Annotated in this window: 19 protein-coding genes and 1 pseudogene; 10 read left to right on the top strand and 10 right to left on the bottom strand. The window is 62.6% G+C overall.

The window, feature by feature from the left end; all coding sequences use genetic code 11:
- Nucleotides 1-12: 12 nt before the first annotated feature.
- From ACM530_RS21200 to ACM530_RS21180, 5 genes and pseudogenes are all read left to right on the top strand, one after another.
- Nucleotides 13-1281 (top strand): Zn-dependent hydrolase, encoded by a 1269-nt coding sequence (locus tag ACM530_RS21200; protein WP_404483540.1) that lies wholly within the window; start codon nt 13-15, stop codon nt 1279-1281.
- Nucleotides 1278-2678 carry an amidase gene (locus ACM530_RS21195; protein WP_416363075.1) on the top strand — a complete coding sequence of 467 codons (1401 nt, stop codon included), beginning with the start codon at nt 1278-1280 and terminating at the stop codon, nt 2676-2678. Before ACM530_RS21200 ends, ACM530_RS21195 begins: the two co-directional genes overlap by 4 nt.
- 93 nt (nt 2679-2771) lie before the next feature.
- A complete protein-coding gene (locus ACM530_RS21190) occupies nt 2772-3047 on the top strand; it encodes a hypothetical protein (RefSeq protein ID WP_416363074.1) in 276 nt (91 codons plus the stop codon).
- Between the two features lie 964 nt (nt 3048-4011).
- A pseudogene (locus ACM530_RS21185) lies at nt 4012-4871 on the top strand (LysR family transcriptional regulator).
- Between the two features lie 58 nt (nt 4872-4929).
- Nucleotides 4930-5934: a LacI family DNA-binding transcriptional regulator gene (locus ACM530_RS21180; RefSeq protein WP_416363073.1), complete on the top strand. Its 1005-nt coding sequence runs from the start codon at nt 4930-4932 to the stop codon at nt 5932-5934.
- On the opposite strand, the gene ACM530_RS21175 is transcribed toward ACM530_RS21180, so the two are convergent.
- The 6 genes from ACM530_RS21175 to ACM530_RS21150 all read right to left on the bottom strand — a co-directional run bounded on the left by ACM530_RS21175 (nt 5931) and on the right by ACM530_RS21150 (nt 12828).
- Nucleotides 5931-6656, bottom strand: a complete 726-nt coding sequence (locus ACM530_RS21175; RefSeq protein WP_416363072.1) for an SDR family oxidoreductase — start codon at nt 6654-6656, stop codon at nt 5931-5933. The genes ACM530_RS21180 and ACM530_RS21175 overlap by 4 nt on opposite strands.
- A 76-nt stretch (nt 6657-6732) precedes the next feature.
- Nucleotides 6733-8265: an FGGY-family carbohydrate kinase gene (locus ACM530_RS21170; protein ID WP_416363071.1), complete on the bottom strand. Its 1533-nt coding sequence runs from the start codon at nt 8263-8265 to the stop codon at nt 6733-6735.
- A gap of 3 nt (nt 8266-8268) precedes the next feature.
- Nucleotides 8269-9348 carry an alcohol dehydrogenase catalytic domain-containing protein gene (locus ACM530_RS21165; protein WP_416363070.1) on the bottom strand — a complete coding sequence of 360 codons (1080 nt, stop codon included), beginning with the start codon at nt 9346-9348 and terminating at the stop codon, nt 8269-8271.
- 26 nt (nt 9349-9374) lie between these two features.
- A complete protein-coding gene (locus tag ACM530_RS21160) occupies nt 9375-10367 on the bottom strand; it encodes an ABC transporter permease (RefSeq protein ID WP_416363069.1) in 993 nt (330 codons plus the stop codon).
- Entirely contained in the window at nt 10333-11841 is a 1509-nt protein-coding gene (locus tag ACM530_RS21155; RefSeq protein WP_416363068.1) for a sugar ABC transporter ATP-binding protein, read from the bottom strand. The genes ACM530_RS21160 and ACM530_RS21155 overlap by 35 nt, the downstream gene beginning before the upstream one ends.
- Nucleotides 11842-11904: 63 nt before the next feature.
- A complete protein-coding gene (locus ACM530_RS21150) occupies nt 11905-12828 on the bottom strand; it encodes a substrate-binding domain-containing protein (RefSeq protein ID WP_242199259.1) in 924 nt (307 codons plus the stop codon).
- A gap of 295 nt (nt 12829-13123) precedes the next feature.
- On the opposite strand from ACM530_RS21150, the gene ACM530_RS21145 reads away from it, so the two are divergent.
- Nucleotides 13124-13801 carry a sterol desaturase family protein gene (locus ACM530_RS21145; RefSeq protein ID WP_416363067.1) on the top strand — a complete coding sequence of 226 codons (678 nt, stop codon included), beginning with the start codon at nt 13124-13126 and terminating at the stop codon, nt 13799-13801.
- Nucleotides 13798-14898: an SMP-30/gluconolactonase/LRE family protein gene (locus ACM530_RS21140; protein ID WP_416363066.1), complete on the top strand. Its 1101-nt coding sequence runs from the start codon at nt 13798-13800 to the stop codon at nt 14896-14898. The genes ACM530_RS21145 and ACM530_RS21140 overlap by 4 nt, the downstream gene beginning before the upstream one ends.
- A gap of 46 nt (nt 14899-14944) precedes the next feature.
- Here ACM530_RS21140 and ACM530_RS21135 read toward each other — a convergent pair whose 3' ends face one another.
- From ACM530_RS21135 to ACM530_RS21120, 4 genes are all read right to left on the bottom strand, one after another.
- Entirely contained in the window at nt 14945-16387 is a 1443-nt protein-coding gene (locus ACM530_RS21135; protein ID WP_416363065.1) for a hypothetical protein, read from the bottom strand.
- A 255-nt stretch (nt 16388-16642) separates the two neighbouring features.
- Nucleotides 16643-17707, bottom strand: coding sequence for a lipocalin-like domain-containing protein (locus ACM530_RS21130; RefSeq protein ID WP_416363064.1), 1065 nt, complete (start codon nt 17705-17707; stop codon nt 16643-16645).
- Nucleotides 17697-20159, bottom strand: coding sequence for an FtsX-like permease family protein (locus tag ACM530_RS21125; protein WP_416363063.1), 2463 nt, complete (start codon nt 20157-20159; stop codon nt 17697-17699). The genes ACM530_RS21130 and ACM530_RS21125 overlap by 11 nt, the downstream gene beginning before the upstream one ends.
- Nucleotide 20160: 1 nt before the next feature.
- On the bottom strand, nt 20161-20829 hold the full coding sequence (locus ACM530_RS21120) for an ABC transporter ATP-binding protein (RefSeq protein ID WP_145163684.1): 669 nt from the start codon (nt 20827-20829) through the stop codon (nt 20161-20163).
- A gap of 277 nt (nt 20830-21106) precedes the next feature.
- On the opposite strand from ACM530_RS21120, the gene ACM530_RS21115 reads away from it, so the two are divergent.
- From ACM530_RS21115 to ACM530_RS21105, 3 genes are all read left to right on the top strand, one after another.
- Nucleotides 21107-21781: a histidine phosphatase family protein gene (locus ACM530_RS21115; protein ID WP_416365111.1), complete on the top strand. Its 675-nt coding sequence runs from the start codon at nt 21107-21109 to the stop codon at nt 21779-21781.
- Between the two features lie 187 nt (nt 21782-21968).
- On the top strand, nt 21969-23624 hold the full coding sequence (gene arnT, locus ACM530_RS21110; RefSeq protein ID WP_416363062.1) for a lipid IV(A) 4-amino-4-deoxy-L-arabinosyltransferase: 1656 nt from the start codon (nt 21969-21971) through the stop codon (nt 23622-23624).
- Nucleotides 23625-23650: 26 nt separating this feature from the next.
- Nucleotides 23651-25168: an ArnT family glycosyltransferase gene (locus tag ACM530_RS21105; protein ID WP_416363061.1), complete on the top strand. Its 1518-nt coding sequence runs from the start codon at nt 23651-23653 to the stop codon at nt 25166-25168.
- Nucleotides 25169-26068: the final 900 nt, after the last annotated feature.

The following is a 26068-nucleotide window of genomic DNA, read 5'->3' as shown; positions in this document are numbered from 1 at the left end:
CGGAGAGTGCCCATGAATAGTTTTGCGCAACCGCTCAAGAGCAACGCCCCGCTGATCAACCGCGACCGCCTGTGGCAATCGCTGATGGACCTGGCCCAACTGGGCGCCACCGTCAAAGGCGGCGTGTGCCGCCTGGCGCTCACCGACCTCGACCGCCAGGCCCGCGACCTGTTCGTGCACTGGTGCGAGGCGGCTGGGTGCAGCGTCAGTGTTGACGCCATCGGCAATATTTTTGCCCGGCGTGCCGGGCGCAATCCCGCCCTGCCCCCGGTGATGACCGGCAGCCATATCGACACCCAGCCCACGGGTGGCAAGTTCGACGGCTGCTACGGCGTGATGGCCGGGCTGGAAGTGATCCGCACCTTGAATGACCTTGGCATTGAGACCCAAGCACCGATCGAGGTGGTGGTGTGGACCAACGAAGAAGGCTCGCGTTTTCCGCCGTGCATGATGGGCTCCGGGGTGTTCGCCGGTCAGTTCGACTTGCAGGAAACCCTCGACAAACAGGACGAGCACGGCCTGTCGGTGGGCGCCGAACTACAGCGCATCGGCTACGCCGGCTCGCGCGCGGTGCTTGGCCACCCGGTAGGCGCGTATTTCGAGGCGCATATCGAACAAGGCCCGGTGCTGGAAGACCAGGCCACCACCATTGGCGTGGTCATGGGTTGCCTGGGCCAGAAGTGGTTCGACTTGACCCTCACTGGTGTCGAAGCCCACGCCGGCCCCACGCCCATGCACCTGCGCAAGGACGCCCTGGTCGGCGCCGCCGAAGTCGTCAGCGCGGTCAACCGTATCGCCCATCAGCAACAGCCACACGCCTGCGGCACGGTCGGTTGCCTGAGCGTGCACCCAGGCTCGCGCAATGTGATTCCCGGCCAGGTGCACATGACCATCGACCTGCGCCACCTGCACGCCGACAGGTTGCAAGCCATGGTCGATGAAGTGCGCGGCGTGATTGAAGCCACGGCTGCACGCCACGGATTGACGTTTGCGCTGACGCCCACCGCCGACTTCCCGCCGCTGGATTTCGCCCCGGCCTGCGTCAACGCCGTGCGTGACGGCGCAACGGCCTTGGGCTTGAGCCATATGGACATCGTCAGCGGTGCCGGGCATGACGCGATTTTCGTCGCCGAACTCGGCCCGGCCGGGATGATCTTTGTACCGTGCGAAGGCGGCATCAGCCATAACGAAATCGAAAACGCCGCGCCGGATGACCTGGCAGCAGGCTGCGCGGTGCTGCTGCGCGCCATGGTCAACGCGGCGCAGGGGGACCTGGCATGAGTGAGATGGGGCAACTGACAGCGGTGCAACTGCTGCAGCATTTTCGCGACAAAAGCCTGTCGCCGGTGGAGGTCACCGAAGATGCTTTGCTGCGTATCGAGCGCTACAACCCGGTGGTGAACGCCTACTGCCATGTCGATCCTGAGGGTGCCTTGCGCGCCGCGCGCGCTTCGGAACAACGCTGGCTCAAAGGCCAACCCTGCGGCGCGCTGGACGGCGTGCCCGCTTCGATCAAAGACCTGACGCTGACCCTCGGCATGCCCACCCGCAAGGGGTCACGCACCACCTCCGCCGACGGGCCGTGGGACGTGGATGCGCCCTTCTCGGCCCTGATGCGCAAGGCCGGTGCGGTGCTGCTGGGCAAAACCACCACCCCGGAATTCGGCTGGAAAGGCGTCACCGACAACCCGTTGTACGGCATCACCCGCAACCCGTGGGACACCCGCACCACCGCAGGCGGCTCGTCCGGTGGCGCGGGCGCGGCGGCGGCGTTGAACCTGGGCGTGCTGCACCAGGGCAGCGATGCCGGTGGCTCGATCCGCATTCCGTGTGCGTTCACCGGCACCTTTGGCATCAAGCCGACCTTCGGCTACATACCGCAGTGGCCGGCCAGTTCGATGACGATTCTGTCGCACCTGGGGCCGATGACGCGCACGGTGGAAGACACCGTGCTGATGCTGCAAACCGTCGCGCAGCCGGATGCGCGCGATGGCCTGATCGGTGCGCCACGGACCACGCCGTGGCTAAAGCCGGGTGCGGATTTGCAAGGCTTGCGTGTGGCCTACAGCCCGACCTTCGGTTATGTGGATGTCGACCCGCAGGTGGCCAACGTCGTCGCCCAAGCCGTGCAAGGGTTGGTGCAACTGGGCGCGCATGTCGAGCAGATCGACCCGGGGTTCAGTGACCCGCTGGAGGTGTTCAGCACCTTATGGGCCGCCGGCGCCGCCCGCCTGACCAGCACGATGAGCGAGGCGCAAAAACAGCTGCTCGACCCCGGCCTGCTACGTATCGCGCAACGCGGCGAACAGCTGAGCCTGCGCGACTTCAACGACGCACTCGAAGCCCGCGCGGCACTGGTGGCGCGGATGGCGGCGTTTCATGAGCATTACGACGTGCTGGTGTCGCCGATGATGCCCATCACTGCGTTCGAGGCGGGGCACAACGTACCACCGGGTTCGGGCCTGAACGAATGGATGGAGTGGACGCCGTTTACCTATCCCTTCAACCTCACCCAGCAACCGGCGGCGTCGGTGCCGTGCGGGTTGGCGGCGAATGGCTTGCCGGTGGGGCTGCATGTGGTGGGCGCGCGGTTTGCCGATGAGCAGGTGCTGCGGGTGTGTCAGGCCTATACCCACGCGTTCCCCACGGAACACCTTGAGGCACCTCGGGTGTTCTGAACTGCGGCGTTCGACCGCGCACTGCGGTGTGCATCGGCGGTTGCGCCTGGCTTATAATTCGCGCTTCATTTTTTGTTGCGCGGGTTGTTTCAGATGCTATTTACAAGGACCGTTCTGGCGAGTGCAGCGCTCGCCCTCCTGCCCATCGTGGCCCACGCTGCAACGCTGGATTTGAGCTACGAAGCGCCCGTCACCGAGGCCGCGCCACAGGCTGCACCGGCGACGGCCAAATCGTTGTTCCCCATCAAGACCCAGGCGCCGGTGACCTTCGACTACCACTGCAAGGGCCCGCGTTGCCAGTATGAAGATGACCTGGAGCCGCGCCACGAGGACCAGACCACACAGAGCTGGTCCATCGGTATTCAATAACGATCAGGCGGCTTTTTGCTGGGATGCTATTAGCGATGGGGGGCTTTGGGGGCGTATCCGTTATTGGGTGATGGCTGAGGTTGGTTTCGCCCTTACGGCGAGTCACTTTGGAAAAGCCCCAAAGTAACCCAAGGGCTCTTGCCCCACCACTCGGCCAGCGTGGTTTAACCGGGCGCCTAAGATCAAGATCAAAAAGCAGAGCACAGCGGCCTAGTAGCCGACCTGAGTGGTAGAAGCAAAACCGAGGTGGCCTGACAGCCGACCTGATCTTTGAAGGCTGAACTCAATCAAATGTGGGAGCTGGCTTGCCTGCGATGGCGTCAACAGGGTGTCACTGACACACCGAGGTGCCTGCATCGCAGGCAAGCCAGCTCCCACAGAAAAGCAAAGCAGTGCGGTGGTGGCGGCTGAACTCGGTCAAATTGTGGGAGTGGGCTTGCCCGCGAATGCGGTGGGTCAGTGACACATGAGCTGACTGACACACAGCATTCGCGAGCAAGCCCGCTTCCACATTTGGAGCTCAGTGCATCAGATATAAATGTGTTGCTGTGCTTTTGCTTCTACCACTCAGGTCGGCTACTAGGCCGCCGTGCTCTGCTTTTGATCTTGCTTTTGATCTGACAGGCCCCGTCAACCACGCTGGCCGAACGCAGGCTTGAATCCGTGGGTAACCCGGCAGGACGCCGGGTTAGCCGTGTTGGGCCATGGATGGCCCATCGCGGCGGCCCACGGATTCAAGCCTGCGTTCGGGCACACCGAGCCTAAGCGAGGTGCCGAGTGGTGGGGCAAAGACCTTTTGGTTACTTTTGGCTGGGCCGGCATTCCGGGCGTTTGCCAAAAGTGACCCGCTGTAAGAGCGGAACCGCCAGCCGCCGTTACCGCAGCAACGGATATGCCCCCCATCTACCTAAACAAGCCCCACCCCCATCCACTACAATCCCCGCCATTCATCCCCGGGGGCTTCATGGACATCGAACTGGCACGCACCTTCCTCGAAATCACCCGCTGCGGCAGCCTGGCCGCTGCCGCCGAGAAACTGCACGTCACCCAGACCGCCATCACCGCACGCGTGAAAAACCTCGAAAGCCAGCTCGGCAGCACGCTGTTCATCCGCAACCGCGCTGGCGCCCGCCTGACCGCCGACGGTGAGGCCTTCGTGACATACGCCAACCAGCTGCTGCAAACCTGGGAAGCCGCAAAACGCGACCTGCCGTTGCCCGACGGTTACCGCAATGTCCTGCACATCGGCGGCGAAGTCAGCCTGTGCAACCCACTGATGCTCGGCTGGGCCCAAGCCCTGCGCGAACACATCCCGGGGCACGCCCTGCGCACCGAAGTGCGTGAAGGCGAATACCTGCTGCGCCAACTGGAACTGGGCGTACTCGATGCCGCCCTCGTGTTCCAACCCCAGTATTGGCCGGGCCTGCAGGTAGAACAGGTGCTGGAAGAAAAACTGATCCTGGTGCAACTGGTGAGCAAGCCAGACCCTTACGTCTACATCGATTGGGGCCCGGGCTTTCGCCAGCAACATGACACCGCCCTACCCGATAAGGCGCCGCGCTGAGCTTCAACCTCGGCCCGCTGGCGCTGCAGTACATCCTGGAAAACGGCGGCGCCGGGTATTTCCGCACGCGTGTGGTGCAAAGCTACCTGGACAGCGGCGTGATGCAGCGCGTGCCGAAAGCGCCGGAGTTCAGCTTTCCAACCTACCTGGTCTATTCACGCGCGCGCGATTCAGCCGTGTTGCAACAGGCCCTGGAATTGCTGCGCGGCGTGGTCAAGGCCGAAAGTGACTGGTCGCAACGCTGGGACCCGCTGATTTGAATCACCCTGAGCCTGCGCGCGTGCTAGCCTGCGGGTGTCTCCTTTTGCAGCCTGACCGATGAACAAGAAAAAGTCCGTCACCATCAGCGACATCGCCAAACGGGTCGGCATGACCACCATCACCGTGTCCCGCGCGCTGAGCAAACCCGACCTGGTCAAACCCGCCACCCTGGCGCGCATCCTCGAGGTGGCGCGGGAGCTGGATTACGTGCCGAACGCTTTCGCCCGTGGGCTCAAGCGCAGTGAAAGCCTGATCATCGGCGTGATCACCGCCTCGGTGGACAACCCGTTCTACAGCGAAATGATCAAGGCGATTTCCCGCGAGGCCAAACAGCACGGCTACACCATCATGCTGGTGGACACCGACGAACTGGAAGAGCTGGAAAGCAAGGCCGTGGACACCCTGCTGGGCTACCGCGTAGCGGGGATCATCCTGTCGCCGGTCTCCGACGAGCCAAGCTACCAGCCCGATTACCTGGAGCGCCTGGGCAATGGCAAAACCCCGGTGGTGCTGCTCGACCGCACGCTCCACGACAGCCCGTTCAGCCGCGTGGTGCTCGACAACTACCACAGCGGCATCCAGGCCGCGCACTACCTGCTGCGCCAGACGCCCGAGCTCAAGCGCCTGCTGGTGCTGACCGGGCCTGCGCATTCACGTATCACCGTGGAACGCCTCAAGGGCCTGCGCGAAGTGCTTGCCGACCATCCACATATTCAAGTTGAAGTGCAGGCCGGCGACTACACGCTGATGCCGTCGTACCTGCACACCCTCGACTACCTGGCCGAACACACGGCGCCGGACGCGATCATGGGCTTCAACCAGTTGATCACCCTCGGCGCATTGCGTGCGTTGCGCATGCACAACATCCCGCACGACAGCCTGACCATCTGCGGCATCGACCGCCTGCCCTTCGCCGATATCTTCGGCGTGCCCATCGCCTGCGTGGCCCATGACGCGTCCCTGGCCGGCAGCAGCGCGGTACGCCTGCTGCTCGACCGCCTGCAAGACCCGTACAAGCCTCGGGACAAAGTGGTGATCACCGGCGTATTGGAAAACGGCTAGCGGCTGGTGTAGCCGCCATCGATCGGCAGGCTCACGCCGCTGATCATGCTGGCGGCGCTGCTCAGCAGGAACAGCACCGGCAAGGCCACTTCGACGGTTTGAGCAAAACGCCCCAGCGGAATCGCCGCCAGCGCCGGGTCGCGCTTGGCTGGTTCGGACCAGGCCATGGTCGCCATGGGCGTGAGCGTGACCGTGGGGTTGACGCTGTTGACGCGAATGCCGAAGCGGCCCCATTCGGAGCATTGCACGCGGGTGATTGCGTCCAGTGCGGCTTTGGAAGCGCAGTAGGCCAGGTGATCGTCCAGCGCGACCAACGAAGCTTGGCTAGAGACGTTGACGATGCTGCCGGCGACTTTCGCCTCGATCATTTTTGCCGCGACACGGCTGGCAACCTGAGCGGCGCCACGCGCGTTGACCTGCATCACCTGATCGAACGCATCGACGCTGATCGCGGCAGCGGGTTCCAGTCGGGAGATGCCGGCGCAATTGACCAGGCCGTGCATGGCCGGCAGGTCTTGCAGGGCCTGGTCGAGGGCGACGCTGTCGGCGATGTCCACGCATACGCTGTGGCAGCCCAGGGCTGCCAGGGCCTCGGCGTCACGCCCAAGCGCAAAGACCTCGGCCCCGCTGGCGATCAGTTGCAGGGCGATTTCGTGGCCGATACCGCTGGTGGCACCGGTGACGAGGATGCGCTGGTGGGTGAAGTTGAAGGTCGTCGTCATGAGTACAAATCTCAAAAACAATGAAGATCCCCTGTGGGAGCTGGCTTGCCTGCTCCCACATTTGGACCGCGTTGTATCAGTTGGTTTGCATGGCGTGCATGATCGGTTTGAGCGCTGGATACAGCTTTAAGTATTCGCTAAACGCCTGGTCATAAACCGCGACATTTTCGCGCTTGGGCTGCGCCCGCAGCTCCAGTTGCACCCAGCCCTTCTCCATCGCCCCATCACTCACCAACCCCACCGTGTGCGCCGCCAGCAACGCTGCGCCCAGCGCAGCTTCCACCTCTTGCACAATGGTGTAGACCGGGTACCGCGTGACGTCCGCGATGATCTGCATCCACAAATCCGAATGACTCGCCCCACCCACCACAATCAGGCGCGGGTCCAGTGAGTGCGCGCCCTGCGTGCCGGCCTCGATGTTGTGGCGCAGGGCGAAACTCACGCCTTCAAGCACCGCGCGGTACAGGTGGATGCGGCTGTGGTACAGGTTCAGCCCGACAAAACTGCCGCTGGCGCGGTCGTCCCACACCGGGCTGCGCTCGCCCATCAAGTACGGCAGGAACAGCAAGCCTTCGCTGCCTGCCGGAACCTTCATAGCGCTCTGCTCCAGCAGCGCCAGGCTGTCCTGCCCGGTGGCCTTGGCCTGCAGCTCTTCGGCCTGACAGAACTGTTCGCGAAACCAACTGACCGACGCCCCGGCGGTGATCGCGCCGCCAAAGATGTACAGGTCTCGATGGCCGTTGTAGACATGCGGCATGCTCACCAACCCGTGGCGCGCGTCCACTTGCTGGTTCAAGTAGCCCCAGCACATGCTGGTGCCGATCATCGCCACGTGGTTGCCCGGTTGCGTGACACCGGCGGCCAACGTCGCCATGGCAGCGTCCACACCTCCGGCGAGGATCGGCGTACCCGCGTGCAAACCCAGGCGCGCAGCCCACGCGTCCAACAGACCGCCCACGACTTCACCGGAATACACCAGCCGCTCGGGCATCATCGCCAGGGGAATGCCCAATGCCGCGAGCATCTCTTCAGACCAGCCGCGCTGCGCCACATCGTAGACGCCGCCAATGTTGCCAGCGCTGCTGTGGTCCACCGCCAACTCGCCGGTCAAGCACCAGTTGATGTAACTGTTGGGCGGCAGCAGGTAACGCGTTTGCGCCCACACCTGCGGCTGGTGCTGCTTGAGCCAGAGCATCTTGGTGAAGCCGTAGTAACTGTCCACCGAGTTGCCGGTGACCGCGAACAAACGCTGCAAATCCACCTGCTCACGCACCCACGCCACCTGCTCACCGGCGCGGCGGTCCATCCAGATCAGGCACGGGTGCAGCGGTGTGATTTGCGCATCCACGGCAATCCCCGAGCCGCCGTACAGGCTGCTGATGCACAGCGCCTTGACCTGCGCTGGCGCCACGCCGGCCTTGGCCATGCACTGCGCCACGCAGGCTTCAACAGCACCCAGCCACACCTGCGGCCATTGCTCGGCCCAGCGCACTTTCGGGGTATCCACGCGATACCCCTGGCTGTGCTGGGCGATGATCGTACCTTGGCCATCCACCAGCAGCGCCTTGGTGCTCTGGGTTCCTATATCGACTCCTATGACGTACTCCATCGTTCAGACCACCGGCTTCAACAGCACCTTGATCGACTTGGTCGAGTTGGCCAGCTCGAACGCTTCGGCAAAGTTATCCAGCGGGAAGTCATGGGTGACGATGCCTTTGGAGGTGACCAGCCCGCGCTCGAACAGGTCGATGGCAATCGGGTAGCAATACGGGCCCAGGTGCGCGCCGCGTACGTCCAGTTCTTTGCGGTCGCCAATGATCGACCAGTCGACGCTGGTCTCGGCGCCAAACACGCTGAACTCGACAAAGCGCCCGAGCTTGCGAATCAGGTCCAGGCCCTGGGTCACGCCGGCCGGTACGCCGGTGGTTTCGATGTACACGTCGCAACCATAGTTATCGGTGAGGCCGTTGATGATCTCGCGAGCGTTGTCGCGCGATGGGTTGATCACTACGTCGGCGCCGAATTGCTTGGCCAGCTCCAGGCGCGCGTCGACCATGTCGATCACCACCAGTTTTTTCGGCGTCTTCAACGCGGCGACCTGGACCATGCACAGCCCGAGCGTGCCGGCGCCGGCAATCACCACCACGTCATCGAGCTGGATTTCACCGCGGTTGACGGTATGGATCGAGCAGGCCATCGGCTCCACCAGCGCCGAGTCTTCCAGCGACACCGACTCCGGAATCTTGTGCACGATGGCGGTCTTGGGGATGCGCATGTACTGGGCCATGCCGCCTTCGGCCACTTCACGCTGAAAGCCGAAGATGTTGTGCACTTCGCACATCCAGTACTTGCCCGACTTGCAGAAGCGGCACTTGGCGCACGGCACGATCTGCTCGGCAATCACTTTGTCGCCGACGGCGACTTCAAAATGTTCCTCGGCGCCCTCACCCACTTCCTCCACATAGCCGAAAAATTCGTGGCCCGGCACCACCGGCGCCTTGACCCACGGGTTGTCGCCGCCCCAGAACATCGCCGCGCCGGAGTGACATTTGCAGTCACTGGCGCAGATGCCGCACGCGGCAATGCGGATCACCAGTTCATGGGAGCGCGCCTTGGGTTTGCCGATGCGCTCCAGGCGGTAGTCTTTCGGGCCGTGGCAGACGACGGCTTGCATTTGGGTGTGCTTGTCCATGGTGTTCGGTCCTGTCTGGTAGGAATTTATTTATGCCGCTGACGGCTGATAAAGATCGCCAGCAAAATGATTGCGCCTTTGATCACGCTCTGGACGTAGGGCGAAACGCCGAGCATGTTCAGGCCGTTGTTCAACACGCCCAGGAGCATGGCGCCGAGCAAGGTGCCAACGATGACCCCGCGCCCGCCGGCAATCGACGCGCCGCCGAGTACCACCGCGGCAATCGCATCGAGTTCAAACGACACACCGGCATTCGGCTGGCCGCTCATCAAGCGTGACGTCAGCACCAGCCCGGCAATCGCGGCGGTCAGGCCGCTGATGCCGTACACCAGCAACTTGAAGCGCGCCGCCCGTACGCCAGACAACCGCACCGCTTCTTCATTGCCGCCGATGGCGTAGATGTAGCGGCCGATGCGCGCGTGTTGCAGCAACACGTAGGCGGCTGCGTAGGTCATCAGCATGATCAGGATCGGCACTTCGATGCCGAACAGGCTTTGGCGGCCAAAGAAACCGAACCACTCCGGCAGCCCGGAAATCGGGTAGCCGTCGGTGTACATCAGGCCCAGGCCACGGGCGATGCCCATGGTTGCCAGGGTGACGATGATCGGCGGCATGTGCAGGTAGGCGACGAACAGCCCGTTGCCGATACCAAAGGCCACGCCGATCAGCATCCCGGCGCCTATCGCCAGGCCTGGCGGCAAGCCCGCGACCATCAAGCCGGCGGTCAACGTGCCGGACAGCGCCATCACCGGCCCCACCGACAGGTCGATCCCGCCGGTGAGAATCACGCAGGTCATGCCCACGGCGATGATCGCGTTGATCGACACTTGGCGGGCGATGTTCGACAGGTTGCTGGCGGTCAGGAACGTGTCGCTGGCGAGGATCATCACCAGGGTCACCACCACCAGCCCCACGAACGGATAAAACGCCGGCGAACGCACCAGCCGCGCCAGGTTCAGGCGCAGCCGGCCGGTGTCGCCGGTGTTAATGGACATATTCACTTGAGCCCCCTGTTGCATAGCGCATGACCTCTTGTGGGTTGACGGCGGACGCTTCGAGTACCTTGACGATGGCGCCCTTGTGGAACACGGCGACGCGGTCGCACATGCCGATGACTTCGGGCAGTTCGGAGGAAATCATGATGATTGCGTAGCCCTGCTCGGTGAGGCTGCGCATCAGCGCGTAGATCTGCGCCTTGGCGCCAACGTCGATGCCGCGCGTGGGTTCGTCGAACACCAGCACGTCGCAGTGGTGGTTGATCCAGCGCGCGATCACGACCTTTTGCTGGTTGCCGCCGCTGAGGTTGAACACTCGGCTTTCGCCGCTGGGCGCTTTGATCGACAGTTGGCGCATCAGGTCTTCAACACTGGCGCATTCCCTGGCCTTGTCGATCAGCCCGGAGGCGTTCTGGTACTTGGGCAGGTTGTTCAGGGAGATGTTTTCGCGAATGCTGAAGTCAGTGATCAAGCCTTCGCTCTTGCGGCTTTCGGGCAGCAGGCCGATGCCGTGGGCCAAGGCTTGCGCCGGGTCGTCGAGGGTGATTTTCTCCCCGCGCAACCACACCTCTTTGCTCACCGACGGCAGCGCGCCCATCATGCCCAGCGCCAGTTCGGTACGGCCGGAACCCACCAGCCCGGCAAAGCCGAGGATCTCGCCCTTGTGCAGCTGGAAGTGGTTATGCGGACCGTTGCGTACCAGCTGGATGTCCTTGACCTCCAGTAACAGCGGGCCGCGTGCATCGGTCGGCTTGGGCGGAAAACTGCATTCCAGGCGACGGCCGACCATCATCTCGACGAGCCGATCGATGTCACTGTCGGCCACCTCGGTCACGCCGACATTGCCGCCGTCGCGCAATACGCTGATGCGATCGCACACTTGGAAGATTTCCTCCAGGTGATGGGAGATAAAAATCACCGCCACGCCCTGGCGTTTGAGTTCGCGCATGATCTCGAACAGCAGCTCGGCTTCGCTGGGCGTCAGCGTGGCGGTCGGCTCATCGAGCACCAGCAAACGTGCATCCAGGGCCAGGGCCTTGGCGATTTCGACAAACTGCTGCTCGGCCACGCTCAGGTGCTTGACCGCGCACTGCAGGTCGATGCTCACGCCCAAGCGCTTGAACAATGCTTGCGATGCCTCGACCATCTCGCGCTTGCGCAGCAGGCCGAAGCGGTTACTCAACTCGTGGCCCAGAAAGATATTTTCCACCGCCGTGAGGTAGGGAATCAGGCTGAATTCCTGGAACACGATGCCAATGCCGGCAGCGATCGCATCGCGGTAGGTCGCGAACTGCTGCGCCTGGCCGTCGATCAGGATCTGCCCTTCGTCCTGATGCTCGACACCGCCGAGAATCTTCATCAGGGTTGATTTGCCCGCGCCGTTTTCCCCGAGCAAGGCATGAATCTCGCCGCGCTCCACTTGCAGGTTGATGCCCTTGAGGGCCTGCACGCCCGGGTAACGCTTACAGATATTTTCCAGCTTCAGAAGACTGCTCATACCGCCGACCTCGTATTCAGAAGGAGACCTCAAGCCCCACGTGTGACGTGGGGCCCGGGCGATTTACCAGCTGAAGTCCTTGGCCTTGGCCTGATCGATCAGGGTGATGTCCACCGGAATGGTGGCAGGCACTTGCGAGCCCCACTTCTTGGCCAGCGCGATGCCAAGGGCCAAGCGGATCTGATCGCGTGGGTACTGCGCCGAGGTGGCGATGAACTTGCTGCCGGGCTTCTGGATCGCCTTGATCGCTTCCGGCGCGCCGTCGACGCTGACCAGTTTTACGTCCAGGCCACTGGCTTCGATGGCCGACAAGGCGCCGAGCGAGCCGTTGTCGTTGACGCTGAAAATGCCCTTGAGCGTAGGTTGGGCCTGCAGCATGTTTTCGGTGACAGTCAGCGCCTGGTCACGTTCCTGCTTGCCGTTCTGGATGCTCACGATCTTGATGTCCGGGTGCTTGGCCACCGCCTCTTTGCAGCCGCGCACACGCTCGAGGATCGGCACCACGGCGATGCCGTCGAGGATCGCGATGTTGCCTTTGTCGCCGATGTTCTTGGCCAGGTATTCACAGGCCTGGAAACCGGCATCGAAGTTTTTCGAGCCGACAAAGGAATCCAGTGGGCCGTCGGCTTGCGCGTCTACCGCAACCACCACAACACCGGCGGCGTGGGCGGATTTGACCGCCGATTGCACGCCGACCGAGTCGGTGGGGTTGATCAACAGAATGTCGATGCCCTTTTGCAGCATGTCCTCAACGTCGCTGACCTGCTTGGACACGTCGTGACGGGCGTCGGTGATGATCAGTTTTGCACCGATGGTCGCGCCGGCTTCTTCGAGGGCGTTTTTCATGGTGACAAAATAGGGGTTGTTGATCTCCTGGAAGGAGGCGCCGATGCGGATCGGTTTGGCGGCGTCGGCAAAGGCTGGAGCCGCGCTGCCGAGGGTGATGCTGACAGCCAGTAAACACAGGGTTTTGGGGAGCATTTTCATGGCGTGATTCTCTGTTTTGTTTTTATTGTTAGAGCAAATGTTATCGTTAACATTTTGCGAGAAGCTAGCAAGTAAATCAGGGCTGTGCAAGCCCCCACTGGTCGCTTCGGGTTCGCGGTCCATGTGGGAGCTGGCTTGCCTGCGATGCAGACACCTCGGTGTGTCAGGCACACCGAGTGGATGCCCGCGCAGGCAAGCCAGCTCCCACATGGGTTTCCTGCACAGCGCAAAAACTCGCACATTCCCCACCAGCAACTAAGCTCAGCCTCCAACAAAAAATACCGAGCTGACCGCCATGGCCCACCCTACCGAGACCTTCCGCACCCGTTATCGCGCGGCCATAAGCCGCCATTACCACCCATGGCTGCACGCCGGTTTCGTCCTCGGCTATGGCATTTTCTGCATCACCCTCGCCTGGTCCTCCACCGAACGCATCACTCCGCTGCAGTGGCTGACGGTGCCCCTGGCCCTGGTGTTCTTCAACCTGTGCATCTACCTCGTGCACCGCCACCTCGGCCATCACAAACACACCCTCGCCCGGCTGTTTTATGCGCGGCACACCGGCGACCATCACAGTTTCTTCACGCCCGGCCACATGACCTACGACAGCCCTCGGGACTGGCGCGTGATCCTGTTCCCGGCGTGGCTGATCGTGCTGCACAGCCTGGCCATCACCCTCCCCGCCTGGTGGATGCTCAAGCAGCTGAGCCCCAACATCGCCGGGCTGTTTGCCGGCTGCATGATCCTCGGTTACTTGCTCTACGAGGTGTTCCACGCCTGCGAACACCTGCCTGCCAACCACCGCGTGGCACGCCTGCCGTGGATCCGCCAGATGCACCAATTGCACGCGCTGCACCACCGCCGCGAACTGATGCAGGGGCGTAATTTCAATATCGTCCTGCCGCTGATGGATTACCTGTTCGGCACTCTGCACTGGGAACCGAACGCCCACGACAACCAGGAACAGTCATGAGCCACCGCCGTCAACATCTTCGTCATGGGCTGTTCGTTGTATCGCTTGCGCTGATCGCCTTTCTGCTGTTGATGCCCACCCAGGTACAACCGGTGAACTGGGCCCCGCCCAAGGCGCCCTCGATGAAGGACGGCACCTACGCCGAGAATCAGCGGCTCAAGGCGGTGCAAAGAATCGGCGCCTCGGACATCGCCGGGCCCGAGGCCTTGCTGCTGGATGCCCAGGGGTTTCTGATCAGTGGCCTGCAGGACGGGCGCATCATCCGAACATCGCCCGACAGCCACACCCTGGAAGTGTTGGCCAACACCGGCGGACGCCCGCTCGGCCTGGCGTTGCACCCGGATGGGCGTTTGATCATTGCCGATGGGGTCAAGGGCTTGCTCGCCCTGGATACCAATCGGCAACTCACGCCGCTGAGCAGCAGCGCGAATGGCTTGCCGTTTGGCTTTACCAATGACGTGACGGTCGACGCCAGCGGGCGTTTTGCCTATTTCAGTGACGCGTCAAGTCGCTGGGGCTATGGCCAGGATGGTGAAGCCGTGATTGAACATGGCGGCGATGGTCGGCTGTTGCGCTATGACTTTGCCACCGGCCTCACCGAGGTGTTGCTTAACCAACTGCAATTTGCCAACGGTGTGGCGCTGGGGCCGGATGAGAACTATGTGCTGGTGAACGAAACCGGCGCCTACCGCATCAGCCGCTACTGGCTCAAGGGTGAGCACGTGGGTAGCCACGACCTGTTTATCGACAATCTGCCAGGCCTGCCGGACAACCTCAGCTTCAACGGCAGCGATCGTTTCTGGGTCGCGCTGTATTCGCCGCGCAACCCCTTGCTGGATGGCTTCGCCGGCTATCCGTTGCTGCGCAAGGTGATGGTACGGGCGCTGATGGTGGTGCCCAAGCCCATTGAGCGTAAGGCTTTTGTGCTGGGGCTGGACACCGACGGCAAGGTCATCGCCAACTTGCAGGATGGCAGCTCGGGCAATTACTCGCCCATCACCACCGCGCGTGAATACGGCGACTGGTTGTACCTGGGCTCGTTGAAGAGCACGAGCATGGCGCGCCTGCCACTGAAGCAGGCACTGGCCCGCGAATGAAAAGGGCAGCCCGGATGGACTGCCCCTTCATGCTTGCGTCAATGGATCAGTGGATGATGTCCTGGGTGCAGATGTGCCCAAAGGTCACGTATGCCACATTGTCACCGCCCACCCCCACACCAGGGAACTCGTCCAGCTCGATACGCCAGCCGCCGAAGTTGAAGGTGGTGTCCCAGTTGTATTTCACGCCGGTGCTGCTGTCCGGGTATTGCACGCGGTAATCGCCGAAGCATTCACCGAGCGCGGCGCTGGCCAGGGAGGTGCCGGCGCTGTTGGTGCTGGCCTTGAAGTCGGTCCAGTGGTACTCGGCGCCCACAAAGCGCTTGTCCACGCGCAGCACTGGCGTCACCCCCAACAGAGGCGCGCCCGTGGAGTCGGACCAGTTGGTGGTCCAGTTCAACGTGCGCGCGGCCTGGGTCGCCATCCAGAATATCGAGGCCGGCACCCGCACGATGTTGTCGCCCTTCACATCCGACGCATTCAACCGTGGCGTAGAGCCTAGGCTCAAGGCGTACTGCTTGGTCGGGTCTTGTGCCACGCCCGGGTTGGCACGTACGCGCACCTTGACGGTGGTGCCCGGCGTGACGCTCGGGTAGGTCGACGTGGAACCGGCCGGCACGGTGACCCAGTTGGCACCGTCGAAACGCTCGAAGAGCCATTGGTTGCGGCTGCCATTTTCATCACCCGCCAGGTACATGCTCACGCTTTGGCCGCGCACCGCCTTGAAGTCGAAGTAATCAACGTCACTGGCGTTGTCGAGGTTGCCGGTCACCTTGTTCATCGAGTCCGGCAGCGCAAAGGCATTTTCCGGTGTGTCGTTGGGCTCAAAGGCGTCGATGTTGGTGTCCACCGCCACGCCAAAACTGAACTGCGCGTTGGTGGCGGTCTTGGCCACCATGAACCAGTAGTAATCACCCGCCGGCAGGATGCCGCCCAGGTATTCATCGGCATTGCCTGGGTTATCGGACGTATCGATCAGTTGCGGGTTGCCCTGGCCGTCATCGCGGAACAGGCTCAGCGACATATCGGCGCCCGCGCTCTGGTTGATCAACTGCACCAATACACGGGCGTTGTGCGGCAGGTTGAAGTGGTACGGAAACTCCTGGCCTGTTTGCACTTGGTCGATGGTGTAGAGGGTGTTGATATCCAGGGTCGGAAACAGCGGCTCAAAGGCGGCGACGGCAGCACTTTTCAGGTTGGCCTGGCTCGGCTTTTTCAACTCGCCGATGGCAGTGGTGAAAGGTGCGGACTTGGCCGCTTTGCCAGCGAGTTTTACCTTGCCGTTTTTGGCGTCCAGCAGCTTTTGCAGAAGCTCGTCCGGGATCGGCACGGGCGTCAGCGTGCCACCCGGTTTCAGCGCATCGATCACGCCTTGGTTGACCGTACCGGGGGTGAGTATCGAAAGGGTTGGCTCGGCCAGGGCAGAGGCCGAAATAAAGCAGGAGGCCATCATGGCCGCGCCCAGCATAAGGGCTTTTGTCGGTTTCATTTTTTATCCATCCATAGTTAAAAAATTGAAGCTCAGGTGATCGGTGACATCCGGTCACCTGGGATGGAATGTAGAACATGACTGTATGTATGTACAGTATTTTTATGGGTTTTTTCACGCTCGGTTTGAACCGATCCAACACAGGCCGTCGGCTTACCAGACACGCCAATACGGCCCGGACACAAGTCCAGGGGCGCGCACTCACATTGGGAACTTGCCTACCTGACAGAGAAAAAGCGCCTGCACAAAGGCGCGTTAATACCCGGTCATTTCCAGATACCCCACCCCGCCCTCAAACTGCACCGGCCCCTCCCAGTACGGAATGCTCAGGTTCATCCAGGCCTTCGGGTTGACGGCCTGGGGGGTGATATCCAGGTGCTTGCCGGGGATTTTCAGTGACCAGCGCGTCGGAATGTGGCGCCCGTCGATTGCGGTGGTGGTCAGTGGCGTGAGCTGGATATCGGCGTTGTGCAGCGTCTCGGTGCGGCCCTGTTGATCAATCCAGGTGCCGGTGAGATAGCCCGCGCCGTCTGTTTGCCGAACGCGAAACAGCATCAACTGCTCGCCGCGATCCAGGTGCAGGGAAAACCAGTCCCAGCCGGTCTGACTGGCCGCCAGTGGCTGGCTGCTCCATTCACGGTCGAGCCACGCCGGGCCGCTGACCTCATAGGTGATGCCGTCGATGCTGACAGTGCCGGTCGCGTTGAAAAACGGCTGGCTGTAGTAGTACGACGCCTGGCCCTGATCGGATTTGCGGCTGTAGCCGTTGTCACCTTGCAGCACCAGTGGGCGGCTGGAGGTCAGGTGCAGGTCGTAGGCAAATTGCGCGCCGCCGGCCTTGAGTTGCATCTGCGCCAGAGGGCTTGCGGCGCCGGGGCGGGTCGCGAAATTCCAGTCGTCGATCCAGGCGTTGAACGGCACCGCCTGGGCGCCGGCCTGGCCGATCCCGCCACGCGCGTAGCGTTCGGCAGCGTAATGGTGAGTGGCGGAGGTGACGGCGGCGTGGCCGAGCCAGATCGTGGAGTCGTGCCAGCCGGGCTGCGTCGGCCCCGCCTTCAACGCGTTGCGAAACAGCGTCCATTGCACGCCGAACACATTGCCCTGGGCGTCCTTGAGGTTAGCGGTGACGTACCACCATTCAATGCGAAAACCGTCATGGGGGCCGTGGTCCTCGGGAAAACTGAAGACCTTGCCGGGCACCACCTGAGCAAAGTTCGCCGCATCGCTGCCCAGGCCGGCGAAGCTTTCCGGCGGCGCGGGGGCTTTGTCGCACGCGGCCAGCAACAGCAAGGCGGCCCACAACCACGCTTTAATCTTCATTGGCAAACGTCCTCAGCAAATCCGCCGGGCGACTGCGGTACAACTGCCACAACGGCCAGGCCGAGGCCAACAAGGTGACCAGCAACGCCAACCCCAACAACTGAGCAAGCTGCCACGGGAACACCTGCAATGGCAGGCGCCAGCCGAATGCCTGCACGTTGATCACCGCGTCCAGGCACCACGCCAGCACCAGGCCCAGCGGCAACGCCAGCACCAGGGTCAGCACCGCCAACAGCCAGGTCTGGCCCAGGTTGAGCAACATCAATTGCCGACGCGTCACGCCCAGCGCCCACAGGGGCGCGAGTTGGCCCAGTCGGCTTTGGCTCTGGGTCAGCAGGCTGATAAACAGCGCCACGCCGGCCACGCCGAGGGTCAGGCTGTTCAAGGCGGCGGTGGCGGCGAAGGTGCGTTCAAACACCTGGCTCGACCAGCCTTTGAGTTGTTGCTGATCGACGATGCGGCTGTCATCCAGGGCAAACGTGCGCTGCACCTCGCGCACCAGCGTTGGCACGTGTTGCGGCTGCACCCGCAGGTTGAAGCGGGCCGGTGTCAGCGTCGGCCAATGCGCCAGCAGGTGGTGCGAATTGACCAGCAGATGGCCTTTGGGGTTGCCGTAGTCGGCGTAAATCCCCACCACCTTGGGCGACCAGAGCCCCTGAGGCGTGGGAATCGCGACGGCATCGCCCAGTTGCACCTTCAAGCGCCTCGCCAATTGTTCGCTGAGCATGACCGTGTCGCCTTGCAGCAACTGGTCCCAAGGCGTGCTTGCCGCCTCCAGCAACGGCCAGTGCTGGCGGTAGGTTGGGTCGTCGATCACGCCGAACACATCCGCCGGCCAGCCCTGCAGTTGCACGGCAACCTGCCAGGTCGGTAGCACCGCCTGCACCAAGGGTTGCTGCGCCAACCACGTCGCGAGTTGCTCGGCCTGAGCCGGGTTTTGCGGGTTGAGGTACAGCTCCGCCGTCAGGCGCTGCTCCAACCAGTTATTGAAGGTCTGGCGAAAGCCCGAGGTCATGGAACCCGCGCCGATATTCGCCGCCAGAGCCAGCAGCAAAGCCATCAGCGCCAGGCTCAAGGCCGGCAACTGCTGGCGACAGTCGGCAAGAAACCACTGGCCGAGCACGGAGCGGCTACGCCCGAGCACCGCCGTCAGAAGCCCATTGAGCACCACCGGCAAACCGAGTGCCGCGCCCAGCAGCAAGGCGGCCATCAACACAAAACCGGCCGCCAGGCTGTCGCCCAACCCTAGCGCCAGCAGTGCGATGACCAGCGCGGTAGCCGCCACCCAACCCTGGCGTCGCAACCAGCGCGCGTGCGCGTCATGCCAGGCCTGGGCATTGGCCAGTGCCAGCAGCGGCAAGCGCGCCGCCCGCCACAGGCTGCTGCCGCCTGCCAGCAGCGCGCCGACGAGGCTCAGGCCCAGCCCGGCCATCCACCACCACGGGCTGAGGCTCAACTGGCCCGGCACCTCGGCGCCGTACAGCCCACGTAAACTTGCGGCGACATCCGGCAGCAGCAAGCTCGCCAACAGATACCCGCTGGCGACACCGAGCACACCGCCGAGCAACGACAACACGCCGAGTTCGACGCCCAGGCTGAGGATCAGCATGCGCGCGCTGACCCCGCAGGCGCGCAAGGTCCGCAATAACCCGCGCCGTTGTTCCAGCGCCAGGCCGATCGCGGCGTGGACAATAAACAGCCCCACCACAAAGGATAAAAAGCCCAGGGCGTCGAGGTTCAAATGAAAGCTTTCGGTGAGGCGCGCGAGGTTGTTGTCTTCACCCTGCTTGAGTTGCAGCGCGGCCGGAGGCGTGGGATGACCGGCGGCAAAAGCTTTGTCCAGCAGCAGGCGCGACAGTTGCCCCGGCATGCCCAGCAGCGGTTGGGCAAAACCGATATCGGTCAGCAACAGGCCCGGAGCCATGTCCTGCTGAACCTGCAACGGTGGCAAGGCTTGCCCGCTCGCGGTCAGCGGTTGCTCGCCCTCATGCAACCCCAGGGCCGCCAAGGTTTGCGGTGCGATCCAGGTACGCCCCGGCGGATTGAAAAACGCGATCATTTGCGCCTGGCTCAACCGCTGCCCCGCCACGGCCCCGCCGCCGGGCAACGACAGCGGGTCGATGCCCATCAGTTGCAGGCGCAGGTCCTCATGCCCCTTGAGCTGCAAGCGGCCCTGCACCACGGGCGATACCGGCCACCCGGCACGGCGCAGCTCGGCAAACAGCGCCTGGGGGAAGCTGGCAGCGTCCGGCGCACTGAGGCTGGCTTGCGGCTCACCGCCGATCAATTGACTGGCGCGTGCATAACTGTCCCGCGCCTGGCTGTTCAGCGCCTGCACCCCGGTCAACAGTGCGGTGGCCAGCCACAGGCCGGTCAACACGCTGAAAAACTGCACCGGGTGACGCCGCCAATGGCTCAGCAGTGCGCGCAACGTCCAATAAAAAACGCTCATCTCAACGCGCGTCCGCGGGCACGACACGGCCGCGATGCAGTATCACTTGCTGGTCCAGGCGCGCTGCGATGCGCGGGCTGTGGGTGACCATCAACAGGCTGGTGGCGCTGTCACGCAGCAGGTCCAACAGCAATTGCAACACTTCATCGCTGGTGGCTTCGTCCAGATTGCCGGTCGGCTCATCGGCCAGCAGCAAGCCGGGGCGCGAGGCCAGCGCGCGCCCCACCGCCACCCGTTGCTGCTGGCCGCCGGACAGTTGCTCGGGGTAGCGCTTGAGCAAGTCGCCCAGCCCCAGGCGCTCCACCAACTGTGCCTGCCACTGCGGATCAAAGCGCCCTGCCAGCCGCGCCTGGAACGCCAGGTTGTCCTCGACGCGCAAACTGCCGATCAGGTTGAATTGCTGGAACACCAGGCCGATTTCGGTGCGCCGCCAGTGAGCCAGCTGCGCCTCGGTCAGTTGATCCAGGCGCTGTGTGCCGACCTGGATGCTGCCGCCGTCCACGCGGTCGAGCCCGGCCACCAGATGCAGCAGCGTGCTTTTGCCGCTGCCCGACTCGCCCATCAGCGCAAGGCTACTGCGTTCACCCAGGTGCAAATCGACGCCCGCCAACACCGTCAGCGGGCCCTGTGGGGTGGCGTAGCTTTTAAGGACACCGTGCACCTGCAACATAAGAGCGCTCACGTGAAAGACTGCAAACGAGAATAACGGCTCATAGTCGCGCCCACGCAATTTTTTCACATTGATTTCACCGCCCGCCTACCCTCGCCCCACTAAATTGCCCACCACACGCCAAGGCCCGGCAACTCGTTAGTTGCCGGCCGTGGCCACTTTTAACCGCTGGATGTTCAGCGAAAAGACAGCAGCCCTATGACAGCCTCTTGCTTAACTTCGGGCATCCGTCGAAGCGTTGCGCCTACTTCAATAAAAACAGTGCAGTACAGTGCCCATGGTGAATGATGTGGTTGACCTTACCCTGACCAAACCGCGCTCGCGCCGCGGCTATATCAAGTGGTTGCGAAAGTGGTGGGCGGGCCTTGCAGTCATCGCGCTGCTGCTCGCCGGCTTCCTGCTGTGGCCCTCATCACCGCGTGACCTGAGCGTGGGCAATCGCTTGCTGAACTCGCAAGTGCTACCCAGCTGGCGCGATGGTGACATGATCGTGCTGGTGCGCCATGAAGAGCGCTGCGACCGCTCGACAAACCCCTGTTTCGGCGGCCCCGAAGGCCTGACAATCGTCGGCACCCAACGCGCGCAGGAACTGGGCAAGGCCTTCCTCAAACTGGGCATGGAAGGCAGCGACGTGCTTGCCAGCCCCGCATTGCGCACGGCCCAGACCTCACACTTCATGTTCGGCAATGCAGAGCTGACCTCCGGGCAGCAGGCGATCTGCGGCGCGGCCATTGGCGAAGAACTGCTCAGCCACAAGCAGCCCGGACGCAACCTCGTATTTGTCACCCACAGCGGCTGTATTGCCGACTTCGAAAAGACTCTGAGTTACCCGCGCGCAGCGTTTCCCGAGTACGGCAGTGCCCTGTTCGTTCGGGTCAAGGCCAACGGCAAATTCGAGACCCTGGGCATCATGAACAACTCCGCGTGGCCCGCCGTCCTGAAACAACTCTAGACACTTTTTTACATATACCCACCTGTATGTTCAGCAAACCGACAGCCCTCTTCTGGCATGTTTAACTGCGCCTGTTACTTCAGGACGTCATGAATATTTTCAGTGACTTAGTGAACTTAGTGACTCTTTCTACTATTACTTACATGCCTCAATACTCCACCGTTAAACGTCAAGGAGCGACGTTTTGATGACCCGTTTGAAACCTCTGCCGCTATTGTTGCTGGCCTTCGCCGTGTTCTATCTGCTGCCCTTGGGCCTGCACGGTTTATGGATCCCGGATGAAACCCGCTACGCCCAGATCAGCCAGGAAATGCTGCTGAGCGGCAACTGGGTGGCGCCTCACTTCATGGGCGTGCGCTACTTCGAAAAACCTGCCGCCGGCTATTGGCTGATCGCCATCGGCCAGTGGGTGTTTGGCGAAAACCTCTTCGGGGTGCGCATTGCCTCGGCCTTGACCACGGGCCTGAGCGTTCTGCTCGCGTACCTCATCGCCCGCCGCCTGTGGAACGACCCGCGCAAGAGCTTCGCCTGTGCCCTGCTCTACATGAGCTTCGGGCTGGTGGCGGGGCAAGCGGGTTACTCCAACCTCGATCCGCAATTCACCCTGTGGGTCAACCTCAGCCTGGTTGCTCTGTGGTTCGCGCTCGACAGCCGTACCCCACGCGGCCGGCTCGGCGCCTGGGCAGTGCTGGGCGTGGCCTGCGCCATGGGGTTCATGACCAAGGGCTTTCTGGCCTGGCTGTTGCCGGTGCTGATCGCCGTGCCGTACATGCTCTGGCAACGACGCCTGGGTGAACTGTTGCGCTATGGCCCGCTGGCGATCCTGGTGGCGGTGGTGCTGTGCCTGCCGTGGGTGTGGGCGATCCATCTGCAGGAACCGGACTACTGGCGCTTCTTCTTCTGGCACGAGCACATCCGCCGCTTCTCCTCCAACAATGCCCAGCACGCCAGGGCCTGGTGGTTCTTCCTGCCGATCATGGTGGTGGCGTGCCTGCCATGGGCGGCGCTGTTGCCCGCGACAGTGGTCAACGCCTGGAAAGACAAAGGCGAGCCGGCGATTATTTTTCTGGCCTTGTGGCTGCTGCTGCCGCTGGGTTTTTTCAGCCTGAGCAACGGCAAGCTGCCGACCTACATCATGCCGTGCCTGCTGCCGCTGGCGTTGCTGATGGGGCATGCGTTGATCGACCTGATCAACCGCGGCAAAACGCGCAGCCTGCGCATTAACGGCCTGTTCAATTTCGCCATCGGCCTCGGCGCGATGGCGACCCTGATTTACCTGCAAATCGACAAACCGCTGTACAGCAACAGCCACGCCGAGATGTACAGCCTGTCGCTGACCTTCATCGTGCTGTTGGGCTGGATCCTGGCAAATCTGCTGCAAGCCTTCCGCCCGATGACGCTGTGGGCCATGCCTGCGCTGGCCATCGGCGTGCTGGTGGCGCTGCTGCCTGCCGGCATGCCGCAAGAGATCACCGATACCGAAATGCCCGACCAGTTCGTGCTTGAGCATCTGGATGAACTGCAACAAACCCATGCTTTGATCAGCAATGAACTGGGTTCGGCCTCGGCTTTGTCCTGGCGCTTGCGCCGCCCTGACGTAGCGTTCTACGACACAGAGGGCGAGCTGCGCTATGGCCTCAAATACGCAGATTCGGTGCACCGCAAAGTCAGCTTTGAAAATGTTCAGCCCTGGCTGAGCGAAGCCCGCCAACAAGGCTCGGTCGGCGTATTGATGCGCGTCAGAAGCACCAGTGAACATCGCGAAGAAGGGCAACTGCCACCCGGAGGCCAGCGCTATCGCAAGGGCGCCATGCTGCTGATCATCTATCCCAAACTTCCTTGACGTCATGCCCACCGTGAGAGCCGCCGATGAATTTCTGGAAAACCGATCGCGGCGCGCTGGTGCTGCTGCTGGGCGTCTCGGCGTTACTCCTGCTGCTGGGTCTGGGCAGTCGCGATTTGTGGGGGCCGGAGACCCGTTGGGCCAACATCGCGCTGCAGATGCTGCAAAGCGGTGACTACTTCGACCCCTACCTCAAGGGCGCACCGTATTACGACAAACCGCTGCCCTCTTATTGGCTGATTACCGCGTGTGCCAACTTGATGGGCGGGCTCGGCCCGTGGTCGCTGCGCCTGTCGTCCGTGATCGCGGCCTGGCTGAGCATCTGGCTGGTCTACCTGATCGGCGAGCGCCTGTTTCGTAAAGGCACCGGGCTGATTGCCGGCTGGATGCTGGCGACCACCTTCTACTTTCTGTTCTGGGCACGCGTGGCCACGGCCGATGTGCTGACCGTGTGTGGCGTGCTGTCGGCGGTCTGGTGGTATTGGCGCGGGCCGGATGACACGCGGCTGGGACGCTACACGGTATTTTTCCTGCTGCTGGCGGCAACGTCGCTGTTCAAAGGCTTGATCGGCTTTGTGTTGCCGGGCCTGGTGCTGTTGCCGCATCTGCTCAGCGAACACCGCTACCGGCGCCACCTCAACCTGCGCCTGCTGCTGGCCATGCTGATCGCGGCGGCGTTCTATTCGGTTCCCTTCGTGTTGTCCCACTTTTACGGGGCCCCCACCTATGGCGAGAGCGGCCTTGAACTGGTGTTCAAGGAAAACGTGGTGCGCTTTTTCGACCCCTTCGACCACATGGGGCCGATCTATACCTACCTGATCTACCTGCCCGCCTACACCCTGCCCTGGGCGCCGTGCTGGTTGCTTGGCCTGTGGCTGGCGCTGCGCCATTGGCGCCAAACACCGCCCAACGTGCGCTGGCTGGTGTGGGGCCTGGGCCTGCTGTTTGTGTTCTTTACCGCCAGCGGCAGCCGCCGCAGTTATTACGTGCTGCCCCTGGTGCCTTTCGCCCAGCTGCTGGCCGCCTGGTGGCTGAGTGAACGCCTGCAGCAACAACCGGCCCGTTGGCCGCGCTGGCAGAAGGCTTTTGGCATCACCGCCGGGGTGTTGCTGCTGGTGCTGGGCGTGGTCTACCCCTGGACCACCGGCAACGGCGGCGTCACACGATTCGCCGAGGATGTGCACGTCGAGGCGGTGAAAAGCGCGCCGTGGAATCAGTGGCAGATGGTGCTGGTGGAAGTCGACAACAAGGTGCCGATGTACCTGCAAAACGGCGGCAAGCCGTTTTACTACGTGAGCGAAACCCAGGACTTCCCACGCCAGGGCGACAGCGCCGCCCTGATGGCCTGGCTGGAAAAAACCAGCGGCCAGGGGTTCGACCCGCAGCACACGATCATCGTCGCGCAATACTCAAAGGAAGACCCGACGCCGTTGGCCTACCTGGGCACGGATCATCAGGTGATCACCACGCAGCCGGACAATGGCGAGCGGCTGTTCCAGAAACGTTCGGGCGGCAGCGTGGCGTTTATTCCTGTGCCACGCTGACAGGCCCACTCAGGCGTTGCGGGTCTTCAGCTGTGCGTTGAACATGGACAGGCGACGGGCTTGGTGCGCTTGGTGGTGGGTCAGTGAGTTGGCTGAGCTGGCGTGTATATCCGTTATTGGGTGATGGCTGAGGTTGGTTTCGCCCTTACGGCGAGTCACTTTGGAAAAGCCCCAAAGTAACCAAAGGGCTCTTGCCCCACCACTCGGCACCTCGCCTAGGCTCGGTGTGCCCTCACGCAGGCTTTGGAGCGTGGGCCGCCGCGATGGGCCATCCATGGCCCAACACGGCTAAACCGGCGTCCTGCCGGTTTACCCACGCTCCAAAACCTGCGTTCGGCCAGCGTGGTTTAACGGGGCGCCTAAGATCAAGATCAAGATCAAAAGCAAAGCACGGCGGCCTAGTAGCCGACCTGAGTGGTTAGATCAAAAGCGGAAGCGAGGCGGCCTGACAGCCGACCTGATTCTGGAAGCTGAACTCAATCAAATGTGGGAGCTGGCTTGCCTGCGATGGCATCGACTGGGTGTCACTGATACACCGAGGTGTTTGCATCGCAGGCAAGCCAGCTCCCACAGAAAAGCAAAGCAGTGCGGTGCTGGCAGTTGAACTCGGTCAAATTGTGGGAGCGGGCTTGCTCGCGAAGGCGGTGGGTCAGTCAGCTTATGTGTCACTGACACACCGCATTCGCGAGCAAGCCCGCTCCCACATTTGGATCTCAGTGGATCAGATGGATCATGTGTTGCTGTGCTTTTGCTTCTACCACTCAGGTCGGCTTTCAGGCCGCCGTGCTTTGCTTTTGATCTTGCTTGTGATCTGACAGGCCCCGTCAACCACGCTGGCCGAACGCAGGCTTGAATCCGTGGGTAACCCGGCAGGACGCCGGGTTAGCCGCGTTGGGCCAT

The organism is Pseudomonas sp. NFX183 (genome assembly GCF_047943075.1).
Classification (GTDB): domain Bacteria; phylum Pseudomonadota; class Gammaproteobacteria; order Pseudomonadales; family Pseudomonadaceae; genus Aquipseudomonas.
The sequence above is the reverse complement of the archived record's forward strand: the minus strand, read 5'-3'. Positions and strand labels throughout refer to the sequence as shown.